Source organism: Streptomyces sp. SCL15-4 (assembly GCF_033366695.1).
Taxonomy (GTDB): domain Bacteria; phylum Actinomycetota; class Actinomycetes; order Streptomycetales; family Streptomycetaceae; genus Streptomyces.
In genome coordinates this window covers 6570827-6588207 of sequence record NZ_JAOBTQ010000001.1, presented here as the reverse complement: position 1 = coordinate 6588207, position 17381 = coordinate 6570827, and the positions used below count along the sequence as shown (strand labels likewise).

Annotated in this window: 19 protein-coding genes; 11 read left to right on the top strand and 8 right to left on the bottom strand. The window is 72.8% G+C overall.

Annotated elements, in window-relative coordinates; translation table 11 throughout:
* Positions 1–72: 72 nt before the first annotated feature.
* Together SCK26_RS29570 and SCK26_RS29565 are read right to left on the bottom strand one after the other, a co-directional pair.
* Entirely contained in the window at positions 73–990 is a 918-nt protein-coding gene (locus tag SCK26_RS29570; RefSeq protein WP_412080791.1) for an aminoglycoside phosphotransferase family protein, read from the bottom strand.
* A 91-nt stretch (positions 991–1081) separates the two neighbouring features.
* On the bottom strand, positions 1082–1828 hold the full coding sequence (locus SCK26_RS29565; protein ID WP_318204392.1) for a hypothetical protein: 747 nt from the start codon (positions 1826–1828) through the stop codon (positions 1082–1084).
* Between the two features lie 227 nt (positions 1829–2055).
* Here SCK26_RS29565 and SCK26_RS29560 point away from each other — a divergent pair, with 227 nt between their 5' ends.
* Both SCK26_RS29560 and SCK26_RS29555 read left to right on the top strand, forming a co-directional pair.
* Positions 2056–3309, top strand: a complete 1254-nt coding sequence (locus tag SCK26_RS29560) for a helix-turn-helix transcriptional regulator (RefSeq protein ID WP_318204391.1) — start codon at positions 2056–2058, stop codon at positions 3307–3309.
* Between the two features lie 15 nt (positions 3310–3324).
* Positions 3325–3684 carry a hypothetical protein gene (locus tag SCK26_RS29555; protein WP_318204390.1) on the top strand — a complete coding sequence of 120 codons (360 nt, stop codon included), beginning with the start codon at positions 3325–3327 and terminating at the stop codon, positions 3682–3684.
* A gap of 368 nt (positions 3685–4052) precedes the next feature.
* Here the strand turns inward: SCK26_RS29555 and SCK26_RS29550 are convergent, their stop codons facing one another.
* From SCK26_RS29550 to SCK26_RS29540, 3 genes are read right to left on the bottom strand one after another with little or no spacing between them, the layout of a single operon-like run.
* Positions 4053–5126 (bottom strand): CapA family protein, encoded by a 1074-nt coding sequence (locus SCK26_RS29550; RefSeq protein WP_412080869.1) that lies wholly within the window; start codon positions 5124–5126, stop codon positions 4053–4055.
* A gap of 51 nt (positions 5127–5177) precedes the next feature.
* Entirely contained in the window at positions 5178–6482 is a 1305-nt protein-coding gene (locus SCK26_RS29545) for a phosphoribosyltransferase family protein (RefSeq protein WP_318204388.1), read from the bottom strand.
* A gap of 12 nt (positions 6483–6494) precedes the next feature.
* Positions 6495–6806, bottom strand: coding sequence for a dsRBD fold-containing protein (locus SCK26_RS29540; RefSeq protein WP_318204387.1), 312 nt, complete (start codon positions 6804–6806; stop codon positions 6495–6497).
* A 100-nt stretch (positions 6807–6906) separates the two neighbouring features.
* Between SCK26_RS29540 and SCK26_RS29535 the strand changes: the two genes are divergently transcribed.
* Positions 6907–7284, top strand: a complete 378-nt coding sequence (locus SCK26_RS29535) for a YchJ family protein (RefSeq protein ID WP_318204386.1) — start codon at positions 6907–6909, stop codon at positions 7282–7284.
* Between the two features lie 23 nt (positions 7285–7307).
* On the opposite strand, the gene SCK26_RS29530 is transcribed toward SCK26_RS29535, so the two are convergent.
* A complete protein-coding gene (locus SCK26_RS29530) occupies positions 7308–8009 on the bottom strand; it encodes a FadR/GntR family transcriptional regulator (RefSeq protein WP_318204385.1) in 702 nt (233 codons plus the stop codon).
* A 140-nt stretch (positions 8010–8149) separates the two neighbouring features.
* Between SCK26_RS29530 and SCK26_RS29525 the strand changes: the two genes are divergently transcribed.
* Positions 8150–8677, top strand: a complete 528-nt coding sequence (locus SCK26_RS29525) for a gluconokinase (RefSeq protein WP_318204384.1) — start codon at positions 8150–8152, stop codon at positions 8675–8677.
* Positions 8678–8714: 37 nt separating this feature from the next.
* Positions 8715–10112: a gluconate:H+ symporter gene (locus tag SCK26_RS29520; RefSeq protein WP_318204383.1), complete on the top strand. Its 1398-nt coding sequence runs from the start codon at positions 8715–8717 to the stop codon at positions 10110–10112.
* Positions 10113–10273: 161 nt separating this feature from the next.
* Here the strand turns inward: SCK26_RS29520 and SCK26_RS29515 are convergent, their stop codons facing one another.
* Positions 10274–11254: a hypothetical protein gene (locus SCK26_RS29515; RefSeq protein ID WP_318204382.1), complete on the bottom strand. Its 981-nt coding sequence runs from the start codon at positions 11252–11254 to the stop codon at positions 10274–10276.
* Between the two features lie 394 nt (positions 11255–11648).
* On the opposite strand from SCK26_RS29515, the gene SCK26_RS29510 reads away from it, so the two are divergent.
* Genes SCK26_RS29510 through SCK26_RS29495 form a run of 4 tightly spaced genes read left to right on the top strand, consistent with a single transcriptional unit; the run spans position 11649 to position 13858 of the window.
* Positions 11649–12545 carry a DMT family transporter gene (locus SCK26_RS29510; protein ID WP_318204381.1) on the top strand — a complete coding sequence of 299 codons (897 nt, stop codon included), beginning with the start codon at positions 11649–11651 and terminating at the stop codon, positions 12543–12545.
* A gap of 60 nt (positions 12546–12605) precedes the next feature.
* Positions 12606–13121: an NUDIX domain-containing protein gene (locus tag SCK26_RS29505; RefSeq protein ID WP_318204380.1), complete on the top strand. Its 516-nt coding sequence runs from the start codon at positions 12606–12608 to the stop codon at positions 13119–13121.
* Positions 13122–13142: 21 nt separating this feature from the next.
* Entirely contained in the window at positions 13143–13535 is a 393-nt protein-coding gene (locus SCK26_RS29500) for a YidH family protein (RefSeq protein ID WP_318204379.1), read from the top strand.
* Positions 13532–13858: a DUF202 domain-containing protein gene (locus tag SCK26_RS29495; RefSeq protein WP_318204378.1), complete on the top strand. Its 327-nt coding sequence runs from the start codon at positions 13532–13534 to the stop codon at positions 13856–13858. Before SCK26_RS29500 ends, SCK26_RS29495 begins: the two co-directional genes overlap by 4 nt.
* On the opposite strand, the gene SCK26_RS29490 is transcribed toward SCK26_RS29495, so the two are convergent.
* Positions 13855–14799, bottom strand: a complete 945-nt coding sequence (locus SCK26_RS29490; RefSeq protein WP_318204377.1) for an NADP-dependent oxidoreductase — start codon at positions 14797–14799, stop codon at positions 13855–13857. The two genes, SCK26_RS29495 and SCK26_RS29490, sit on opposite strands and share 4 nt — an antisense overlap.
* Positions 14800–15035: 236 nt before the next feature.
* Between SCK26_RS29490 and SCK26_RS29485 the strand changes: the two genes are divergently transcribed.
* Together SCK26_RS29485 and SCK26_RS29480 are read left to right on the top strand one after the other, a co-directional pair.
* Positions 15036–16058: a phosphotransferase family protein gene (locus tag SCK26_RS29485; RefSeq protein WP_318204376.1), complete on the top strand. Its 1023-nt coding sequence runs from the start codon at positions 15036–15038 to the stop codon at positions 16056–16058.
* Between the two features lie 4 nt (positions 16059–16062).
* Entirely contained in the window at positions 16063–17277 is a 1215-nt protein-coding gene (locus SCK26_RS29480; protein ID WP_318204375.1) for an acyl-CoA dehydrogenase family protein, read from the top strand.
* Positions 17278–17381: the final 104 nt, after the last annotated feature.

Here is a 17381-nt window from a genome sequence, read left to right as displayed (position 1 = left end):
GCGGGCGCTTCGAGGGGGCGTAGCGGGCCCTCTGCCAAGCGTTGGGCAGCGTGGGCATCCCAGGCATCCACGTCACGCCTCCAGCAGCCTGACGGCCGCGAGGAGGTGCTTACGGACGACCTTGATGTAGAGCGGGTCATCCTCGGGGTTGTTGATCCAGCGAAGCGACTGCTCCATGAACCACTCACTCGCCCACACCCGATGCCAGCCCAGCGCCCACCGTTCCGCAGGCAAGCCGCCGCGCTCGGCAAGCGCGTCCTTGTCACCGCCAGCGTTCACGTACGCCTCGATGAAGGCGCGCAGCCTCGCTGGGTCCGGGTCACCAGTGGTGCCGTGCCAGGACGCGAGGTCGAGCAGGCCGGGACCGGTGAACGCGCGGGCGAAGTCGAGCAAGCGCCAGCCGTCCTCGCCGATGTGGAGGCTGGTCGGGTGGAACTCCGAGTGCACCCAGCCGTACGGGGCCAGCTCAGCACCAGTTGCCCGCTTCTCCGCCGACGCTGCGAGGGAGCCAAGCGCAAACGACAGCTCGGCGGTGTCCTCGTTCCAGCGGCCGGCATCACGCAGGCGGCGCAGATGACCGAGCGCCAGCTCGGGCAGGGCGGCAAGCGCGTCCTCGTCCATCTCCCGGAGCGACGGGGCGGCGGGCGCTTGGTGCAGGGCGGCAGCGGCCACGATGCCATCCGTGTCCTGTGCCTCGCGGACCTCTTCGCCCAGGTCCTCGATGACCATGCCGAGGGTTCCGTCTCGGACGATGGAGCCGATGACCTCCGGCACGGGGATGCCGGACAGGCGGGCGGCCCGAAGGATCTCGTCCTCGTTGGCGAACGGTTCGACGGCGTACTTGTAGATCGCGGTGCGCATGTGCGGGGGGAAGCGCAAGCGCTCGACACCCGACATGTCCCACACCCGCATCTCCTCGCGGGCGGGGATCGGCTGGCCGGTGCGGGCGCAGATGTCGGCGAGGATGGCGGCGGTGAGCTTGCTGTCCACGGGGGCGGTTCCGTTCGTTCAGGGGTGGGTCGGGGGCCAGGCCCGGGGCGACAGCGCGCTTGCCGCCCCGGGCCGTGGATCAACGGTGGGATCAGGCGGCGGTCACCCGGTAGGAGTTGACCTGCTCGATCCACTCGGCCTTCATCTCGGCGAGCTCCTTGCCGAACGTGGCCATCGACGCGCCGTAGGGGGCGACGACGCCGCCGGTCTGGTCGGGCTTGGACTGGCAGCCGTGAACCAGTCGCCCGCCGAGCGCGGCGTGGGCCTTGATGCCCTCGATGCGGCGGTGCTCGTTGAACCACCCGCCGTGGTAGACCTCGTCCAGCATCTGGCCGCCCTCGTCGGAGAGGTCGAAGACCACGCCGGTCGCGGAGGGGAAGAACCAGCACGGGCCCACGTTGGAGATGTGGCCGTCGAGCTCGACCTTGTTCAGGGCCATGAACGTGGCCGCCTCGCGGAGCATCTTCAGGTGCTCGGCCGTGACGTCCGGCAGGCCGAGCGTGGCGAGGTGCTCGTCTCGGAACAGGTACGAGTACACCTGGTAGGCGATGGCCAGGACCTCGCCCGCGTCGCTGGTCGAGCGGCCGTGGGCCTTCACGAACTCCAGCGCCATCTGTTCGACGGTGGCGGTCTCGGTCTCGTCCGCGTTCAGCAGGCCGTCCGTCACGGTCTGCCAGTCGATGACCAGCCAGGTGTTGGCCTCGAACCGGAAGAAGTACTCGGCCGGGTCGAGGGTGATCTTCTTGCCGTCCACGGTGATGCCGGGCAGGCGGTTCCAGCGCGGGTCGAACGCGTCGGGCAGTTCGACCGTGATCGTCGCGGTGTCGACGTTGGTCACCTGTGTCTCCGTTCCGGGTGGGCTTGGGGCGGATCACTAGGTGATCCGCGCTCGTCAGTCGGTCGCTTCCTGGTCCGGCGCCGAGCGGTCAGCCAGGGGCGACTGCCGTTCGGCAACAACTCCAAGAAAAGCGCCGGAGGGCCGTTCATCCCACGGCATCAATGGGGCAGTCTTGATGCACTTCCGTGCACGGGGCAGGGCGGCGCGGGTCACGGAGAGGGGCAGCCATGAGCATGGCCGAACGGCGTAAAGCTCTGGGCTACAGTCAGGAGCAACTGGCCGAGTTACTCGGAGTGGACCGCACGACCATCGGGCGTTGGGAGAGCGGCAGAAGCACCCCTCAGCCGCCCCAGCGACCGAGCTTGGCCGATGCCCTCGAAGTCAGCCTCACCGAGCTTGACGCCCTCCTGGCGCAGTCACGAGGAGTCAGCCAGGGAATTCCAGGGCAGCAGTCCGATGACCATCCTGGCGCGGGAGACCCTGACGAAATGATTCGCCGCGAATTCCTCCGCATACTCACCGTCAGCGGAGCCTTGACCACGCTGCCCTTGGATGAGGCGGAAGCCCTCACCGACGGAGTACGCAGGGGCGCACCTGCCGACTTCATGCGGATGAACAGCCACCTGTGGCAGGTCTACCAGCTAGCCCGCTCCAAGGGCTCCGTCTACCCCATCGTCCGCGACCAGCTCTCGACACTGAACGAAGCCCTGGCGGACACCCGAGGCAACTCCCGCCCTCTCCTGAACGCGGCAGCCGACCTCTTCCAGCTCGCGGGGGAAGTCGCCTTCGACGCCAACCGATACACCGACGCGGCAGCGTCCTACTCCCTGGCGGCGTCCGTCAGTAAGGACGCCCGAGCCTTCGACCTGTGGGCGTGCGCCCTCGTGCGGCACGCCTACGTGGACGTGTACGAGCACCGATACGAGCAGGCCGCGCAGATCCTGGAAGCGGCGGAGAGACTGGCCCAGCGCGGAGACAGCAGCCTCGCCACCCGTCATTGGGTCGCCGCTGTCCAGGCCGAGGCGTACGCCGGCATTGGCGACCTGGCCTCGTGTGAGCGCGCACTGGACGAGGCGGAGCGGGTGTTGGAACTGGGCACGGACAGCGCCAACGGGGGCTGGCTGCGCTTCGATGGCACGCGGTTGGCCGAGGAACGGGGCGCGCGCTACGTACAGCTTGGCCGCCTCGATCTGGCAGAGGAAGCCTTGAAGCAGGCACTGGCCCAGACCGCCCTTGCCTCCGGTCAGTCGTACCGGCGCAGGGGCGCCGTACTGGCCGACCTGGCCGCCGTCGGGGCTAAGCGGCGTGACCCAGAACAAGTCGTCGCGTACGGACGGGAGGCCATCCGGTTGGCCCAAGCATCATCGTCCGGGTTCGTCGCCCGTAGACTCCAAGCCCTGTGTGATGAGCTCGGCCCCCTAGGCAGGGACCGCCGGGTAGCGGAGCTGGGGGCGGAGATCGCCACGCTGAGCACGCCGTGACGAGAAGGGGTTGGCATGTCGCAGGTCGAAGGCGCACGAGTGTTCCGGGAAGCCTGGATCGAAGGAGTGCACCGCCACTTCCCGGGGGAGCCGAAGCCCGGCTACGTCACTCCCTGGGAGGACACGCCCCAGTGGGAGCGCGAGGCCGCAGGCGCCGTGTATGACCAGGTCCGCCGGTTCATCGAGATCAGTGACGGTCACACGGCGAAGCTGTCTCGTGAGCAGAAGGGCCGGTTCGTGGCGGTGTGCTGGACGGCGCAGATGTTCAAGCACTTCGAGAGCCCCAAGCCGGGGTACGTCGCCGACTGGCCCGACCTCCCGGCATGGCAGCAGGAGACGGACGCCGATATCTTCGAGGTCATCGAAAAGTCCTGATCAGGGCCAGGGCCCGAGGGTTGGTCACGTGACCAACGCATGACCAACAGGCGCCCGAGAGGGCCTGAAACGGCAGGAAAGAAGAGGAGAAGCGCCCGCCGAAATGAAGCCGATCGACGGGCGTTTCCCCAGGTCAGAGTAGTTATGGGCTGGTGCCCGAGAGGAGAGTTCAAGTCCCCCCTCGGACACCAGCAAGGCCCCTGCTCCGCAGGGGCCTTTCGCGTGCTCCGGGGCGGTTTCCGGGCTGGAGGCGTGGCCCGGGGCGACGGCGAGGCCGGGGCGTTGCCGCGGGAGTGCGCCGGTGGACGAGGTGATCGGCGCCTGGCCGCCGGCCCGGCTGCGAGGCGTCCTGCGGAAGGCCGGCCGTCTCAGGACAGGGGCCGTGCCGTGAGTGTGCCGTCGGGCGCGGCGTCGACGCGGGTGGCGTGCCGGCGGGCGTGGGTGTCCAGGGTGGCGCGCAGCCAGGCGGTGTCCTCGGGCGCGGCGGGTTCCAGGCGCATCCGGCGGGGCCGCAGCGGGACCATCCGCAGTCCGGTCAGCCGGCCGGTGCCGGGCTCGACGCGGACCAGGTACAGCAGCCTGAGGTCGTCGCGGTAGCTCTCGTGGCCGTCGATGCCCTCGTAGTCGTTGACGAGGTCGCCGCAGCCGTACAGGACGAGCCGGCCGCGGTAGACCTCCGGCGGGCGCGGGTGGTGCGAGGAGTGGCCGTGGACGATGTCGGCGCCCGCGTCGACGAGCGCGTGGGCGAAGCGGGCCTCGTCGCGGGTGACGGCGTAGCCGTGGTTGGGGCCCCAGTGGACGGAGGCGACGACGATGTCGCCGGGCCGCCGGGCCTGCCGCAGGCGGTCGGCGACGTCCGCGGCGGCGGCCGTGGTCGGACCGGTGACGAGGGCCACGCCGGGGCGTTCGGCGGTGGCGGCCCAGCCGTGCGGGATGCCGCTGGAGGGCATGCCGAAGGCGAGGACCAGGACGCGTCCGCCGGTGCGCAGCGGGACGGCCGCCGGGCGCCAGGCGGCACGCGCGTCCGGGCCGGCCCCGGCGGTGCGCAGCCCGGCCGCGGCCAGCCGGCGAAGGGTCTCGGCGAGGCCGGCGGGACCGAAGTCGAGGACGTGGTTGTTGGCGAGGACGCAGACGTCGGGGCGGGCGGCGGTGAGGCAGGGCAGGTTGGCCGGGTGCATCCGGTAGTGGATGCCCTTGCCGGGCGCGAAGTCGCCGTCGGCGGTGACGGCGGTCTCCAGGTTGACCACCCGGGCGTCCGGCGCGGCCCGCTCCAGGACGGGCAGGGCCGCGCCCCAGGGCCAGGCGGGGTCCACGGGCCGGGGCACCGGGCCGTTCACGGCCTCGGCCAGGGCGACGTAGTCCCGGGCGTCGTGGACGCAGGTCTCCCGCAGCGCCGGGTCGCCGGGGTGCGGGAGGATCTGGTCGATGCCCCGGGCGAGCATGACGTCCCCGGCGAGGAACAGGGTGACGGGCGCCTCGGGCACGGCGGCGGCCTATACGTGCGCGGGTGCCATGTGGTCGGTGAACCAGGCGCACGCCAGTTCGGTGACCCGCTCCAGGGTGCCGGGCTCCTCGAAGAGGTGGGTGGCGCGCGGGACGACCGCGAGCCGGTTCTCGCAGCGCAGCCGGGCCTGCGCGTCGCGGTTGAGGTCGAGGACCACCGGGTCGGCGCCGCCGACGATGAGCAGGGTGGGTGCCGTCACGTCGGGCAGCCGGGCGCCGGCGAGGTCGGGCCGGCCGCCGCGGGAGACGACGGCGGCGGGTCGCGCGGCGGGGTCGGCGGCGGCCCACAGGGCGGCCGCGGCACCGGTGCTGGCGCCGAAGTAGCCGAGGGCGAGCCCTTCGACGTCGGGTTCCTCGCGCAGCCAGGCGGTGGCGTCCAGCAGCCGGCCGGCCAGCAGTCCGATGTCGAAGACGTTGCCGCGGTCGGCCTCCTCCGCGTCGGTGAGCAGGTCGAACAGCAGTGTGCCGAGCCCGGCGCGGTGCAGTCCTTCGGCGACGAACCGGTTGCGCGGGCTGTGCCGGCTGCTGCCGCTGCCGTGGGCGAAGACCACGACGCCGGTGGCGCCGTCGGGCACGGTGAGCCGGCCGCCGAGCCGGACGCCGCCGGCGGTCACCGTGACCTCCCGGGCGCCGGACGCGGCGCCGGCGGTGTGCCGGTGGCGTTCGGTGGCCCGCCGCAGACAGGCGGTGACCTCCTCGTCCCGGATCTGGGTGAAGTCGGCGTAGAACTGGCCCACGGCGGCGAAGTCCCAGGGGGTGTCCAAGGACACCAGGTCGTCGGCGTCCTCGCCGAGGCGGCGGGCGAAGTCGCGCGGGGCGACCGGGACGGCGAGCACGATGCGGGCCGCGCCCCGGGCACGCGCGATGCGGCAGGCGACCCGGGCGGTGGAGCCGGTGGCCACGCCGTCGTCCACCACCACGGCGGTCCGGCCGGCGACGGAGGCCGGGGGTGCCGCGCCGCGGTAGCGCGCGCCGCGCTCGGCGAGGACCCGACGCTCGTGCTCCTCGACCGCCGCGAGATCGTCCGGGCCGACGCCGGTGGCGCGCAGCACCTCCTGGTTGATCACACGGACGCCGTCCTCGCCGATCGCGCCCATGCCCAGCTCGGGCTGGTAGGGGACGCCGAGTTTGCGCACCAGGAGGACGTCCAGCGGCGCGTCGAGCGCCTCGGCGACCGCCGCGGCGACCGGAACCCCGCCGCGGGGCAGTCCGAGCACCACCACGTCCTGGCCCCGGAGGTACTCCAGGCGCTCGCCCAGCCGCCGTCCGGCTTGCAGACGGTTCGCGAAACGCACGGCGGCACTCCTTCACTCGCGGGACAGCCAGAGCGGGGCCGGGCCGTCCGTGCCGGCCGCTCCGGTGGCCCTCATGTCGCCGTCGGCGGCGCGCAGCAGCAGGCGTCCCATGGCGATGAGGGCGCGCCCGGCGGCGAGTTCGTCGCCGATGTCCGGCATCGCCCGGTCGTAGGGGTTGCGGCGGGCCTCGGCGTGGCTCTCCAGGACGTTGTCCCCGGTGTCCAGGACGATCCGGGCCGTGGTGTCCGGATCGTGCTCGGACAGGTACAGGTTCAGCCGCCACTCCTTGACGGCGGGAGGCCGGCTGCTCAACGGTCCGGTCATTCTCGACCTCTCCTCCCTGTGCCGGCGTGCGGTCCAGCTCTTCCACTGTGCACCCGGCCCGTGCCGGACGCCTCCGCTGCCGGCGGGCACAATGGGCGCCATGACCTCGCGCACCTGCCCCTGCGGACTCCCCGCGACCTACGACGCCTGCTGCGGGCGCTTCCACACGGGGCGGGCCGCCGCGCCGACCGCGGAGTCGCTGATGCGCTCGCGGTACAGCGCGTTCGTCACGGGGGACGCGGGGTATCTGCTGCGCACCTGGCATCCGCGGACCCGGCCGGAGCGGCTGGACCTGGACCCGCGGATGCGGTGGACGGGGCTGGAGATCCTGGACACGGCCGGCGGGTCGGCGTTCCACACCACGGGCACGGTGGAGTTCCGCGCCTCCTACCGGGGCGGCGCGCTGCGCGAGCGGAGCCGGTTCGAGCGGGTGGACGGGGCGTGGGTGTACGTGGACGGGGAGTTCCCGCAGGACTAGGGCCCACGGCGCCCGGCCGTCGTTCAGGGCACCAGGATCTCCAGCTCCTGGAGGGCGCCCGCGGTGATCTCCCGGGTGAGGTCCTCGGCGCGGGCCGCGTCCCGGGCGCGGACGGCCTCGGCGAGCCGGACGTGCAGGGTGACGGCGGCCGGGTCGGGGTCCTCGAACATGACCTCGTGCCGGGTGCGGCCGGTCAGCACCTCCGCGACGACGTCGCCGAGGCGGGCGAACATCTCGTTGCCGGAGGCGTTGAGGATGACCCGGTGGAAGGCCACGTCGTGCAGCAGGTACTCCTGGAGCCGGTGGCCACGCGAGTTGGCGACCATGCCGAGCGCGCACTCGGTGAGTTCGGCACACTGCTCGGCCGTGGCGTGCCGGGCGGCCAGGCCCGCCGCGACGGGTTCGACGGCGGAGCGCAGCACGGTGAGCGAGCGCAGCTGGTGCGGGCGGTCGGCGCCGGCCAGGCGCCAGCGGATGACCTGCGGGTCGTAGACGTTCCACTCGGCCTTGGGGCGGACGGTGACGCCCACCCGGCGGCGGGACTCGACCAGGTGCATGGACTCCAGCACGCGGACCGCCTCGCGCATCACGGAGCGGGACACCTCGAAGTGCTGGGCCAGTTCGTCGGTCCGCAGCACGCTGCCCGGCGGGTATGCGCCGGACGTGATCGCGGGGCCGAGGGTGTCCAGTACATGGCCGTGCAGCCCCCGGCCCGGTGTGCTCATGCACTCAGCGTACGACTTGGATCACAGAGATAAAAAGTCAGACTTATACATCACAGTCTCTTGAATTCGTCGTACCTAATGGGTTTCAGTGTGGCGACGCCGCAGTGGCGTCGGATGTCGAGGAAGACAGCGAGGCAGTGATGCGAACCCCCCAGGTCGTCGTCGTGATGGGCGTCGCGGGGACGGGCAAGACCACGATCGGTCCCTTGCTCGCCGCGCGGCTGGGTGTCCCGTACGCCGAGGGCGACGACTTCCACCCGCAGGCCAACATCGACAAGATGTCGGCCGGGATCCCGCTCGACGACGCCGACCGGTGGCCGTGGCTGGACGCCATCGGGCACTGGGCGCACGGCAGGGCCGGCCTGGGCGGAGTGGTCAGCAGCTCCGCGCTGAAGCGGTCGTACCGCGACCGGCTGCGGGCCGTGGCGCCCGGGATCGTGTTCCTGCACCTGACGGGCGACCGGCGGCTGATCGAGGAACGCATGTCCCGGCGCCAGGGCCACTTCATGCCGACCGCGCTGCTGGACTCGCAGTTCGCCACCCTCCAGCCGCTCCAGGCGGACGAGGCGGGAGTCGCCGTGGACGTCGCCGGCGGCCCCGAGGAGATCACCGAGCGCGCCGTACGGGCCCTCGCGACGCTTCCCGACCCCGCGGGCAGCTCCAAGTAGCACCCTCAGAAACCCCTGTAACCGCAAGGAAACCCCCGTGACCAGACTCAGCGTCGAGATGCTGGCAGCGGACGCCCCTCCGCCGATCACCTCCGCCGGACACGCCCAGCTGGGCATCGCCGTCCTGGTGGGCATCGCCCTCATCGTCCTGCTCATCACCAAGTTCAAGCTCCACGCCTTCCTGGCGCTGACCATCGGGTCGCTGGCGCTCGGGGCGGTCGCCGGGGCACCGCTCGACAAGGCCATCACCAGCTTCACCACCGGGCTCGGCTCCACGGTGGCCGGCGTGGGCGTCCTGATCGCGCTCGGGGCGATCCTGGGCAAGCTGCTCGCCGACTCCGGCGGCGCGGACCAGATCGTCGACACGATCCTGGCCAGGGCCGGCGGGCGGGCGATGCCGTGGGCGATGGTGCTGATCGCCTCCGTGGTCGGCCTGCCGCTGTTCTTCGAGGTCGGCATCGTGCTGCTGATCCCGGTGGTGCTGATGGTCGCCAAGCGCGGCAACTACTCCCTGATGCGCATCGGCATCCCGGCGCTGGCCGGTCTGTCCGTGATGCACGGCCTGATCCCGCCGCACCCCGGTCCGCTGGTCGCCATCGACGCGGTGAAGGCCAACCTGGGCGTGACCCTGGCGCTCGGCATCGTGGTCGCCGTCCCGACCGTGATCATCGCCGGCCCGCTGTTCTCCAAGGTCGCGGCCCGCTGGGTGGACGTGCCCGCCCCCGACCGGATGCTGCCGCAGCGCGCCTCGGAGCAGGTGGAGCGCCGTCCGGGCTTCGGTCCGACGCTCGCCACCATGCTGCTGCCGGTGGTGCTGATGCTGGCCAAGGCGCTGGTGGACATCGTCGTCGACGACCCCGCGGACCACACCCAGCGCGTCTTCGACGTCGTCGGCTCCCCGCTGATCGCCCTGCTCGCCGCCGTGATCGTCGGCTTCTTCACGCTGGGCCGGCCCGCCGGGTTCACCCGGGACCGGCTCCAGCAGACCGTGGAGAAGGGCCTGATGCCCATCGCCGGCATCCTGCTGATCGTCGGCGCGGGCGGCGGCTTCAAGCAGACGCTGATCGACTCCGGCGTGGGCCAGATGATCCTGGACATCTCGCGGGACTGGTCGATCCCGGCACTGCTGCTGGCCTGGCTGATCGCGGTGGCGATCCGGCTGGCGACCGGCTCGGCGACGGTGGCGACGGTCTCGGCGGCCGGCCTGGTGGCACCGCTCGCGGCCGACATGTCGACCGCCCACACGGCCCTGCTGGTCCTCGCCATCGGCGCGGGCTCGCTCTTCTTCAGCCATGTCAACGACGCCGGTTTCTGGCTGGTGAAGGAGTACTTCGGGCTGAAGGTCGGGCAGACCGTCAAGACCTGGTCGCTGATGGAGACGATCATCTCGGTGGTCGCGGGCGGTCTGGTGCTGCTGCTGTCCCTGATCGTCTAGGGACGCGATCGTCCAGAAGCGCGTCGGTCCGGGTCGCCACGGCGCCCGCCGGCCGGGCGCGCCACGGAGTGCCGGCTCGCCGGCCGCGGGGCTTCCCCGCGGCCGGCGGGCCGGCCTTCGCGCTTTCCGCCTCGTCGTCCGCGCTCGCGCTCTCCGCTTCGTCAGCGGTGGCCGAGCGCGTGGGCGCGGGCGGTGCGGAAGGCCGTCAGCGGGTCCCGGTGGGCATAGGACCAGGGGGCCGGGGTGGCGTGGTCGCCGATGCGCTGGAACAGGGCCGCCGCCTCGGCCGGGCGGCCGGCGCAGGACAGGGCGAAGGCCAGGTGGTTGAGGTCGATGAGGCGGCGCGGGTGCTCGTCGTGCTCCCACTCCAGCCACCAGTCGAAGGAGGCGCACAGCACGCTCCGGGCCCTCGGGCCGCACCAGTGCCGGGAGGCGGCCGGGTCGGCGGGGGCCAGGCCGGTGGCGGCGAGGACCCGGTACCGCTCGGCGTAGGCGATCACCGGCAGGACGGCCAGCGGGGAGTCGGCGGGGGCCTCGGCGGCGGCCAGTTCGGCGGCGTCGTACACCTCGTGGGCCTCGGCGCGGGCGTCGCACCCGGGCCGTTCGGCGAGGCAGGCGATCAGCAGGTGGTGGGCGTGGTGGTGCTCGGGGTGGCGGTGGCGCAGCTCGGCGAACGCGCCGAGCAGGGCGCTCTCCGGGCCGACGGCGCGGGCGAGCAGGAGCAGCCCTAACCAGGGGGTGGGGTCGGCGGGGGCGAGCGCGGCGGCCGTGGCGCAGGAGTCGCGGGCCCGGCCGGGGTCCTCCTCGCCGCGTACGGCCCGGTGGACCAGGGCCAGGGCCCTCAGGGCGGCGGCGTCGGCGCAGCCGGGCTCGGCGGCCAGCCAGTCGTCCGCCCAGGCGGTGGCCCGGGGGTCCCGGGCGAGGACGGTGAGGCGGTGGCCGCGGCGGTCCCAGTCGTCGCCGGTGTGCACCAGCAGGGAGCGGGCGGCCTGCCGGCGGCCCTGGGCGAGGGCCGCGCGGGCGGTGCGCAGTTCGGCGTCGTCGAGGGCGGCGTCGAAGGCATCGCGGGCGCCGGGGACACCGTCGCCGGACGGGACCGTTGCGGCCCGGCGTGCGCCGAGCAGAGGCGGGGAAGGGGGCACCGCGGGCTTCCTGTTTCTCGGGCTGCCATCGACCGATCACGCACAGCAAACCCCCCACCAAGGGTCGCGTCAAGCGGAACGAGGCTGGTAACACCTTCAACTTCCCTGACCGGAGGGCCACTTGGACCCTCCCGCGCAGGTGGGCCCCGTCACGGGTGTGAACGCGGGGAATTCCCTGTGGCGTATGCCATGCCCTCGCGCCCCGCCGTACCGGGCCGCGCGCCCCGGGATCGGTGGCGCGGATGTGGCGTGCGCCATGGCGCTCCGCGCCCGGGTTGCGGACCATGGCGTGCAACCGCCCGGTTCCGGGTACTTCCGGGGCATTGCTGTCCCCTTACCGCTACAGTCGGCCACTACCCGCCCGTGGTCCGGCCGGATGATCGAGGTACACAGCGTGTCCGTTCTGGTTCTGCTTCTCGCCGTGAGCGCGGCCTGCTGCCTGGGCTTCGGATTCGTACTCCAGCAGAACGCGGCGCAGCGGGCGCCGCTCAACGACTTCCTCTCCTTCCGGCTGCTGCTCGACCTGATGCGGATACCGCGCTGGCTGGGCGGCCTCGCGCTGATGGTGGCCGGCATGGTGCTGGGTGCCGTCGCCCTCGGCAAGGGCGAGATCTCGCTGGTGGAGCCGCTGCTCGCGACCAACCTGCTGTTCGCCCTCGCGCTCTCCCGGCACCAGAGCGGACAGCCGCTCGGCCGCCAGGGCTGGGCCGGTCTGCTGCTGCTCGCGGGCGGGGTCAGCGCGTTCATCATGGCGGGCGAGCCGCGCTCCGGCACGGCCGTCACCGATCCGCTGCGGCACTGGCTGATCATCGGCGTGGTGGTGGGTACGGCCCTGCTCCTGACGACGTACGGCAAACGCTCCCGGCTGAGCGGCGGCCCGGTGCTGCTGGCGCTGGCGGCCGGGCTGCTGTACGGCGTCCAGGACGCGCTCACCCGGGTGAGCGGCACCCGCTTCTCCGACGGCGGCCTGACCGGGCTGCTCACCGGCTGGCAGCCGTACGGCGTGGTGGCCTGCGGGGTCACCGGGCTGGTGCTGGTGCAGAGCGCGTTCGAGACGGCCCCGCTGCGCATGTCGCTGCCCGCGCTCACCGCGGCGGAGCCGCTGGCCGGCATCCTGTGCGGAGTGGGCTTCCTCGGGGACCGGCTGCGCACCGACACCGGGGCGCTGGCCTGGGAGGCGGCCGGGCTCGCGGCCGTGGTGGCCGGCATCGTGCTGCTCGGCCTGCATCCGGCGATGCCGTGCGGCACGGGCGAGCCGGAACCGGAGACCCCCGACCTCCAACGGCGCTGACCCGCCCCCCTGCCCGAACACGTCCCGCCCTTCCTCGGCAGCCCTGCTTGGATGGCGGGTGTGAATCCTGCTGATGAGATCCTCGACATCGTCGACGAGCACGACCGGGTCGTCGACCGGCGTCCGCGCGGCGAGGTGTACGCCCGCGGGCTGCGCCACCGCTGCGTGTTCGTCCAGGCCCGGGACGCGGCCGGCCGGCTCTTCGTGCACCGGCGCACGGCGACCAAGCTGGTGTTCCCCTCCCTGTACGACATGTTCGTCGGCGGAGTCGTCGGCGCGGGCGAGTCCTACGACGAGGCGGCGCTGCGCGAGGCCGAGGAGGAGCTGGGCGTCGGCGGGCTGCCGCGGCCGGCGTACCTGTTCAAGTTCCTCTACGACGACGGCGCCGGGAACAGCTGGTGGTCGGCGGTGTACGAGGTGCGCTGCGACCTGCCCGTGCGCCCGCAGGCGGAGGAGGTCCAGTGGCACGCCTTCCTGCCCGAGGAGGAGGTCGAGCGGCGGCTCGGCAGCTGGGAGTGGGTGCCGGACGGACTGGCGGCGTACGAGCGGCTGCGGGCGTTCCGGGCGGCCGGGTGACCGACCGGTAAGGTCGGCCTGGTGAGCGGATTCGTACGGAACATCCGGCTGTGGTTCGCGCCGGAGCGGGTGCGGGAGGAAGGCGGCACGCCCGACTACCGGTTCTCGCTCGCCAACGAGCGGACCTTCCTCGCCTGGCTGCGCACCGCGCTGGCGCTGATCGGCGGCGGATTCGCGGTGGACCAGTTCCTGCCCGACCTGCGCTGGGCCTGGCGGGCCGGGCTGGCGCTCGCGCTGCTCGCCGCCGGGGTGCTGTGCTCTCTTCGGGCGGTGAACCACTGGGTGCGCTGCGAGCGGGCGATGCGGCGCGGCGAGGACCTGCCCGCCTCCCGGTTCCCGGTGCTGCTGAGCCTGGTCGTGGCGGCGGTGGCGGTCGCGATGGTCGTGGTGGTGCTGGTGGGGTGGGAGGGGTGACGGCGGCCCCGGAGGCGGTGGTCCGGGATCCCGGGCTCCAGCCCGAACGCACCCGGCTGGCCTGGCGGCGTACGACACTGTCGTCCGCCGTGGCCACGGTGCTGGCCCTGAAGACCGCGCTGCACGGCGGGCCGTCGGCGGCCGGCGTCCTCGCGTGCGCGGTGTGCTGCGCGCTGTGGCTGGGCTTCCTCGCGGTGGCCCACTCCCGCCTGCGCGCCCTGTCCACGACGCCCCGCCCGCCCGCGCTGACCCCCCGGCAGGCGACGGCGGCGGTCCTGTGCGCGGTCGCGCTCGCGGTGTGCGCGGCGGTGCTGGTGCTCTAGCCCCGCCCCGGTTCCCGTTCCACCGTGACCACGATCTTGCCGCGGGTGTGGCCCTCCTGGTTCAGGCGGTGGGCGTCCGCCGTGCGGTCCAGGGGGAACGTCTCCTGGACGTGGACGGACAGGACGCCCTGGTCGGCCCACTCCGACAGGCACGCGAGGTCCTCGGGGTCCGGGCGGACGAAGACGTACCGGCCGCCGTACTCCCGCACCTCCTGGTCGGCGATCGAGGCGAGCCGGCCCTCCGGGGCGAGCAGGTTGGCCGAGACCTTCAGCGTGTCGCCGCCGACGGTGTCGAAGACCGCGTCCACCCCTTCCGGCGCGAGCCCCCGCACCCGTTCCGTCAGGCCCTCGCCGTAGGCCACGGGCTCGCCGCCCAGGGAGCGGACGTAGTCGTGGTTGGCCTCGCCCGCCGTGCCGAGGACCCGGGCGCCGAGGTGGGCGGCGATCTGGACGGCGAGCGAGCCGACGCCGCCGGCCGCCGCGTGCACCAGGACGGTCTCGCCCCGCTTGACCTCCAGGGCCTTGACCAGCACCTGGTAGGCGGTGAGGCCGGCCAGCGGGAGTCCGGCGGCCTCCTCGAAGGACAGCGACCGCGGCTTGCGGGCCAGGGTGCGCACGGGTGCGGCCACGTACTCGGCGCAGGTGCCCCGGGAGAGGAAGTCCTCGCGGACGTAGCCGATGACCTCGTCGCCGGGCGAGAACTCGGTGACCGAGGGGCCGGGCCGGACCACGACCCCGCTGACGTCCCAGCCGGGGACCACCGGGAAGACGGCGTCCAGCACCGGGTCCAGGTAGCCCTCGCGGCACTTCCAGTCGACCGGGTTGACGGCCGCCGCGCGCACCTCGACCAGCACCTGGTCGGGACCCACCTTCGGGTCGCGCAGCTCGCCGTACTCCAACACCTCGGGTCCGCCGTAGCGGCGGTAGCTGATGCCCTTCATGCCCTCGACCCTCCGGGGTACTCGTCCGCCACGCAACCGGGACCGTCCGGCGCGCGGCCGTCGTTCGTCCCCACCCCGTACCCCCTCAGATGAGCGCCATGACCACCCTCCGCCAGCCCGCGGGCTTATCGTGGGCCGTGTCACGTCGGGCGCGATCTTCCCTCCTGCACTGGACGGCATACCGACCGGTCGGCATCATGAGTCTGGTCCTGTTCACCCGTCCCTAGGAGTGATGTATGAGCGCCGACCACCCGCCCGGGCTGGACCTGGACCGGCTGCGCGCCCTGCTCGACCGCGAGCGCCCCGGTCTGGTGCACGGTCCGCTGACCGGACGGCTGATCGAGGGCGGACGGTCGAACCTCACCTACGCGCTCTCCGACGCCCGCTCGCGGTGGGTCGTCCGCCGCCCTCCGCTCGGCCACGTGCTGGCCACCGCGCACGACATGAGACGCGAACACCGGGTGATCAGCGCCCTGTACCCCACCCGGGTGCCGGTGCCGCGTCCGGTGCTGCTGTGCGAGGACGAGGAGGTGCTCGGGGCTCCCTTCTACGTGATGGAGTTCGTCGAGGGCACCCCGTACCGCACCGCCGACCAGCTCGTCCCGCTCGGCCCGGAGCGCACCCGCGACGCGGTGCTGTCCCTGGTGGACACGCTGGTCGACCTGCACGCCGTGGACCCGGCGGAGGTGCGGCTCGCCGACTTCGGCCGCCCGGAGGGCTTCCTGGACCGGCAGCTGCGCCGCTGGGGCAAGCAGCTGGACGCCTCCCGCAACCGCGACCTGGCGGGCATCGACGAGCTGCACGCGGCGCTCGGCCGCGCCCTGCCCGCCTCCCCCGCCCCGGCCGTCGTGCACGGCGACTACCGCCTGGACAACGTCCTGATCGGCGACGACGACAGGATCAAGGCGGTCCTCGACTGGGAGATGTCCACGCTCGGCGACCCGCTGACCGACCTCGGCCTGCTGGTGATGTACAGCCGTCCGCTGGGCATGCCCGACTCCCCCGTCTCCACGACCGCCGAGGCGCCCGGACACCCCTCGCCCCGGGAGCTGGTCGAGCGGTACGCCGAGCGCTCGGGACGGGACGTGTCGGCCGTCTCCTGGTACGAGGCGTTCGCCTGGTTCAAGCTCGCCGTGATCCTGGAGGGCATCCACTACCGCTACACGCTCGGCCAGACGGTCGGCCGTGGCTTCGACCGCATCGGCGACCTCGTTCCCGTCTTCATCCACCACGGACTGACCACCCTTCAGGAAGGCTGACCCCATGGACTTCGCGTTCGACGCGCGTACGGAAGAGCTGCGCGCCCGGCTGCTCGCCTTCATGGACGAGCACGTCTATCCGGCCGAGGCGGTCGCCGAGGAGCAGCGGGCCGCGCTCGCCTCGCCGTGGGACACCCCGGCCGTGGTGGAGGAGCTGAAGGCCGAGGCGCGCCGGCAGGGCCTGTGGAACCTCTTCCTGCCGGACGCCGAGTACGGCGCCGGGCTGACCAACCTCCAGTACGCCCCGCTCGCCGAGATCACCGGCCGCTCACCGCACCTCGCGCCCACCGCGACCAACTGCGCGGCGCCCGACACCGGGAACATGGAGGTGCTGGCGCAGTTCGGCACCGAGGAGCAGAAGAAGCGGTGGCTCCAGCCGCTGCTGGCCGGCGAGATCCGCTCGGCGTTCGCGATGACCGAGCCGGAGGTGGCCTCCTCCGACGCCACGAACATCACCACGCACATCGAGCGGGACGGCGACGAGTACGTCGTCACCGGCCGCAAGTGGTACATCTCCGGCGCGATGAACCCGGACTGCGCGGTCTTCATCGTGATGGGCAAGACGGACCCGGACGGCGCCGACATCCGCCGCCAGCAGTCCATGGTCCTGGTCCCCCGCGACACCCCGGGCGTCACCGTCCAGCGCGCGATGCGGGTGTTCGGCTACGAGGACCACTCGCACGGCGGCCACGCCGAGGTGGTCTTCGACCACGCGCGCGTGCCGGTGACGAACCTCGTCGGCGAGGAGGGCGGCGGCTTCGCCATCGCGCAGGCCCGGCTCGGTCCCGGCCGGATCCACCACTGCATGCGGCTGATCGGCATGGCCGAGCGGGCGATCGAGCTGATGTGCCGGCGGGCGGTGTCCCGTACGGCGTTCGGCAAGGCGCTGGCCCAGCAGGGCGTCGTACAGAACTGGATCGCCGACGCCCGGGTCACCGTCGAGCAGCTGCGGCTGCTGGTGCTGAAGACGGCCTGGCTGATGGACACCGTCGGCAACAAGGGCGCGCACACCGAGATCCAGGCCATCAAGATCGCCACTCCGCGCGCGGTGGTGGGCATCCTGGACCGGGCGATCCAGCTGCACGGCGCGGGCGGGGTGAGCCAGGACTTCCCGCTGGCCGAGCTGTACGCGAGTGCCCGCACGCTGATGCTCGCCGACGGCCCGGACGAGGTGCACCAGCGGTCGCTGGCGCGCCGCGAGCTGAAGAAGTACCTCTGACCCCCGCACCGGGCGTGGCGCCGTAGCCCATTGAGCGCGCGCCCGGTGTGTGGTGTCGTACCTCTTCCGGGAGCGGCCGGGGACCGGGCCGCCGGCGGGACGAG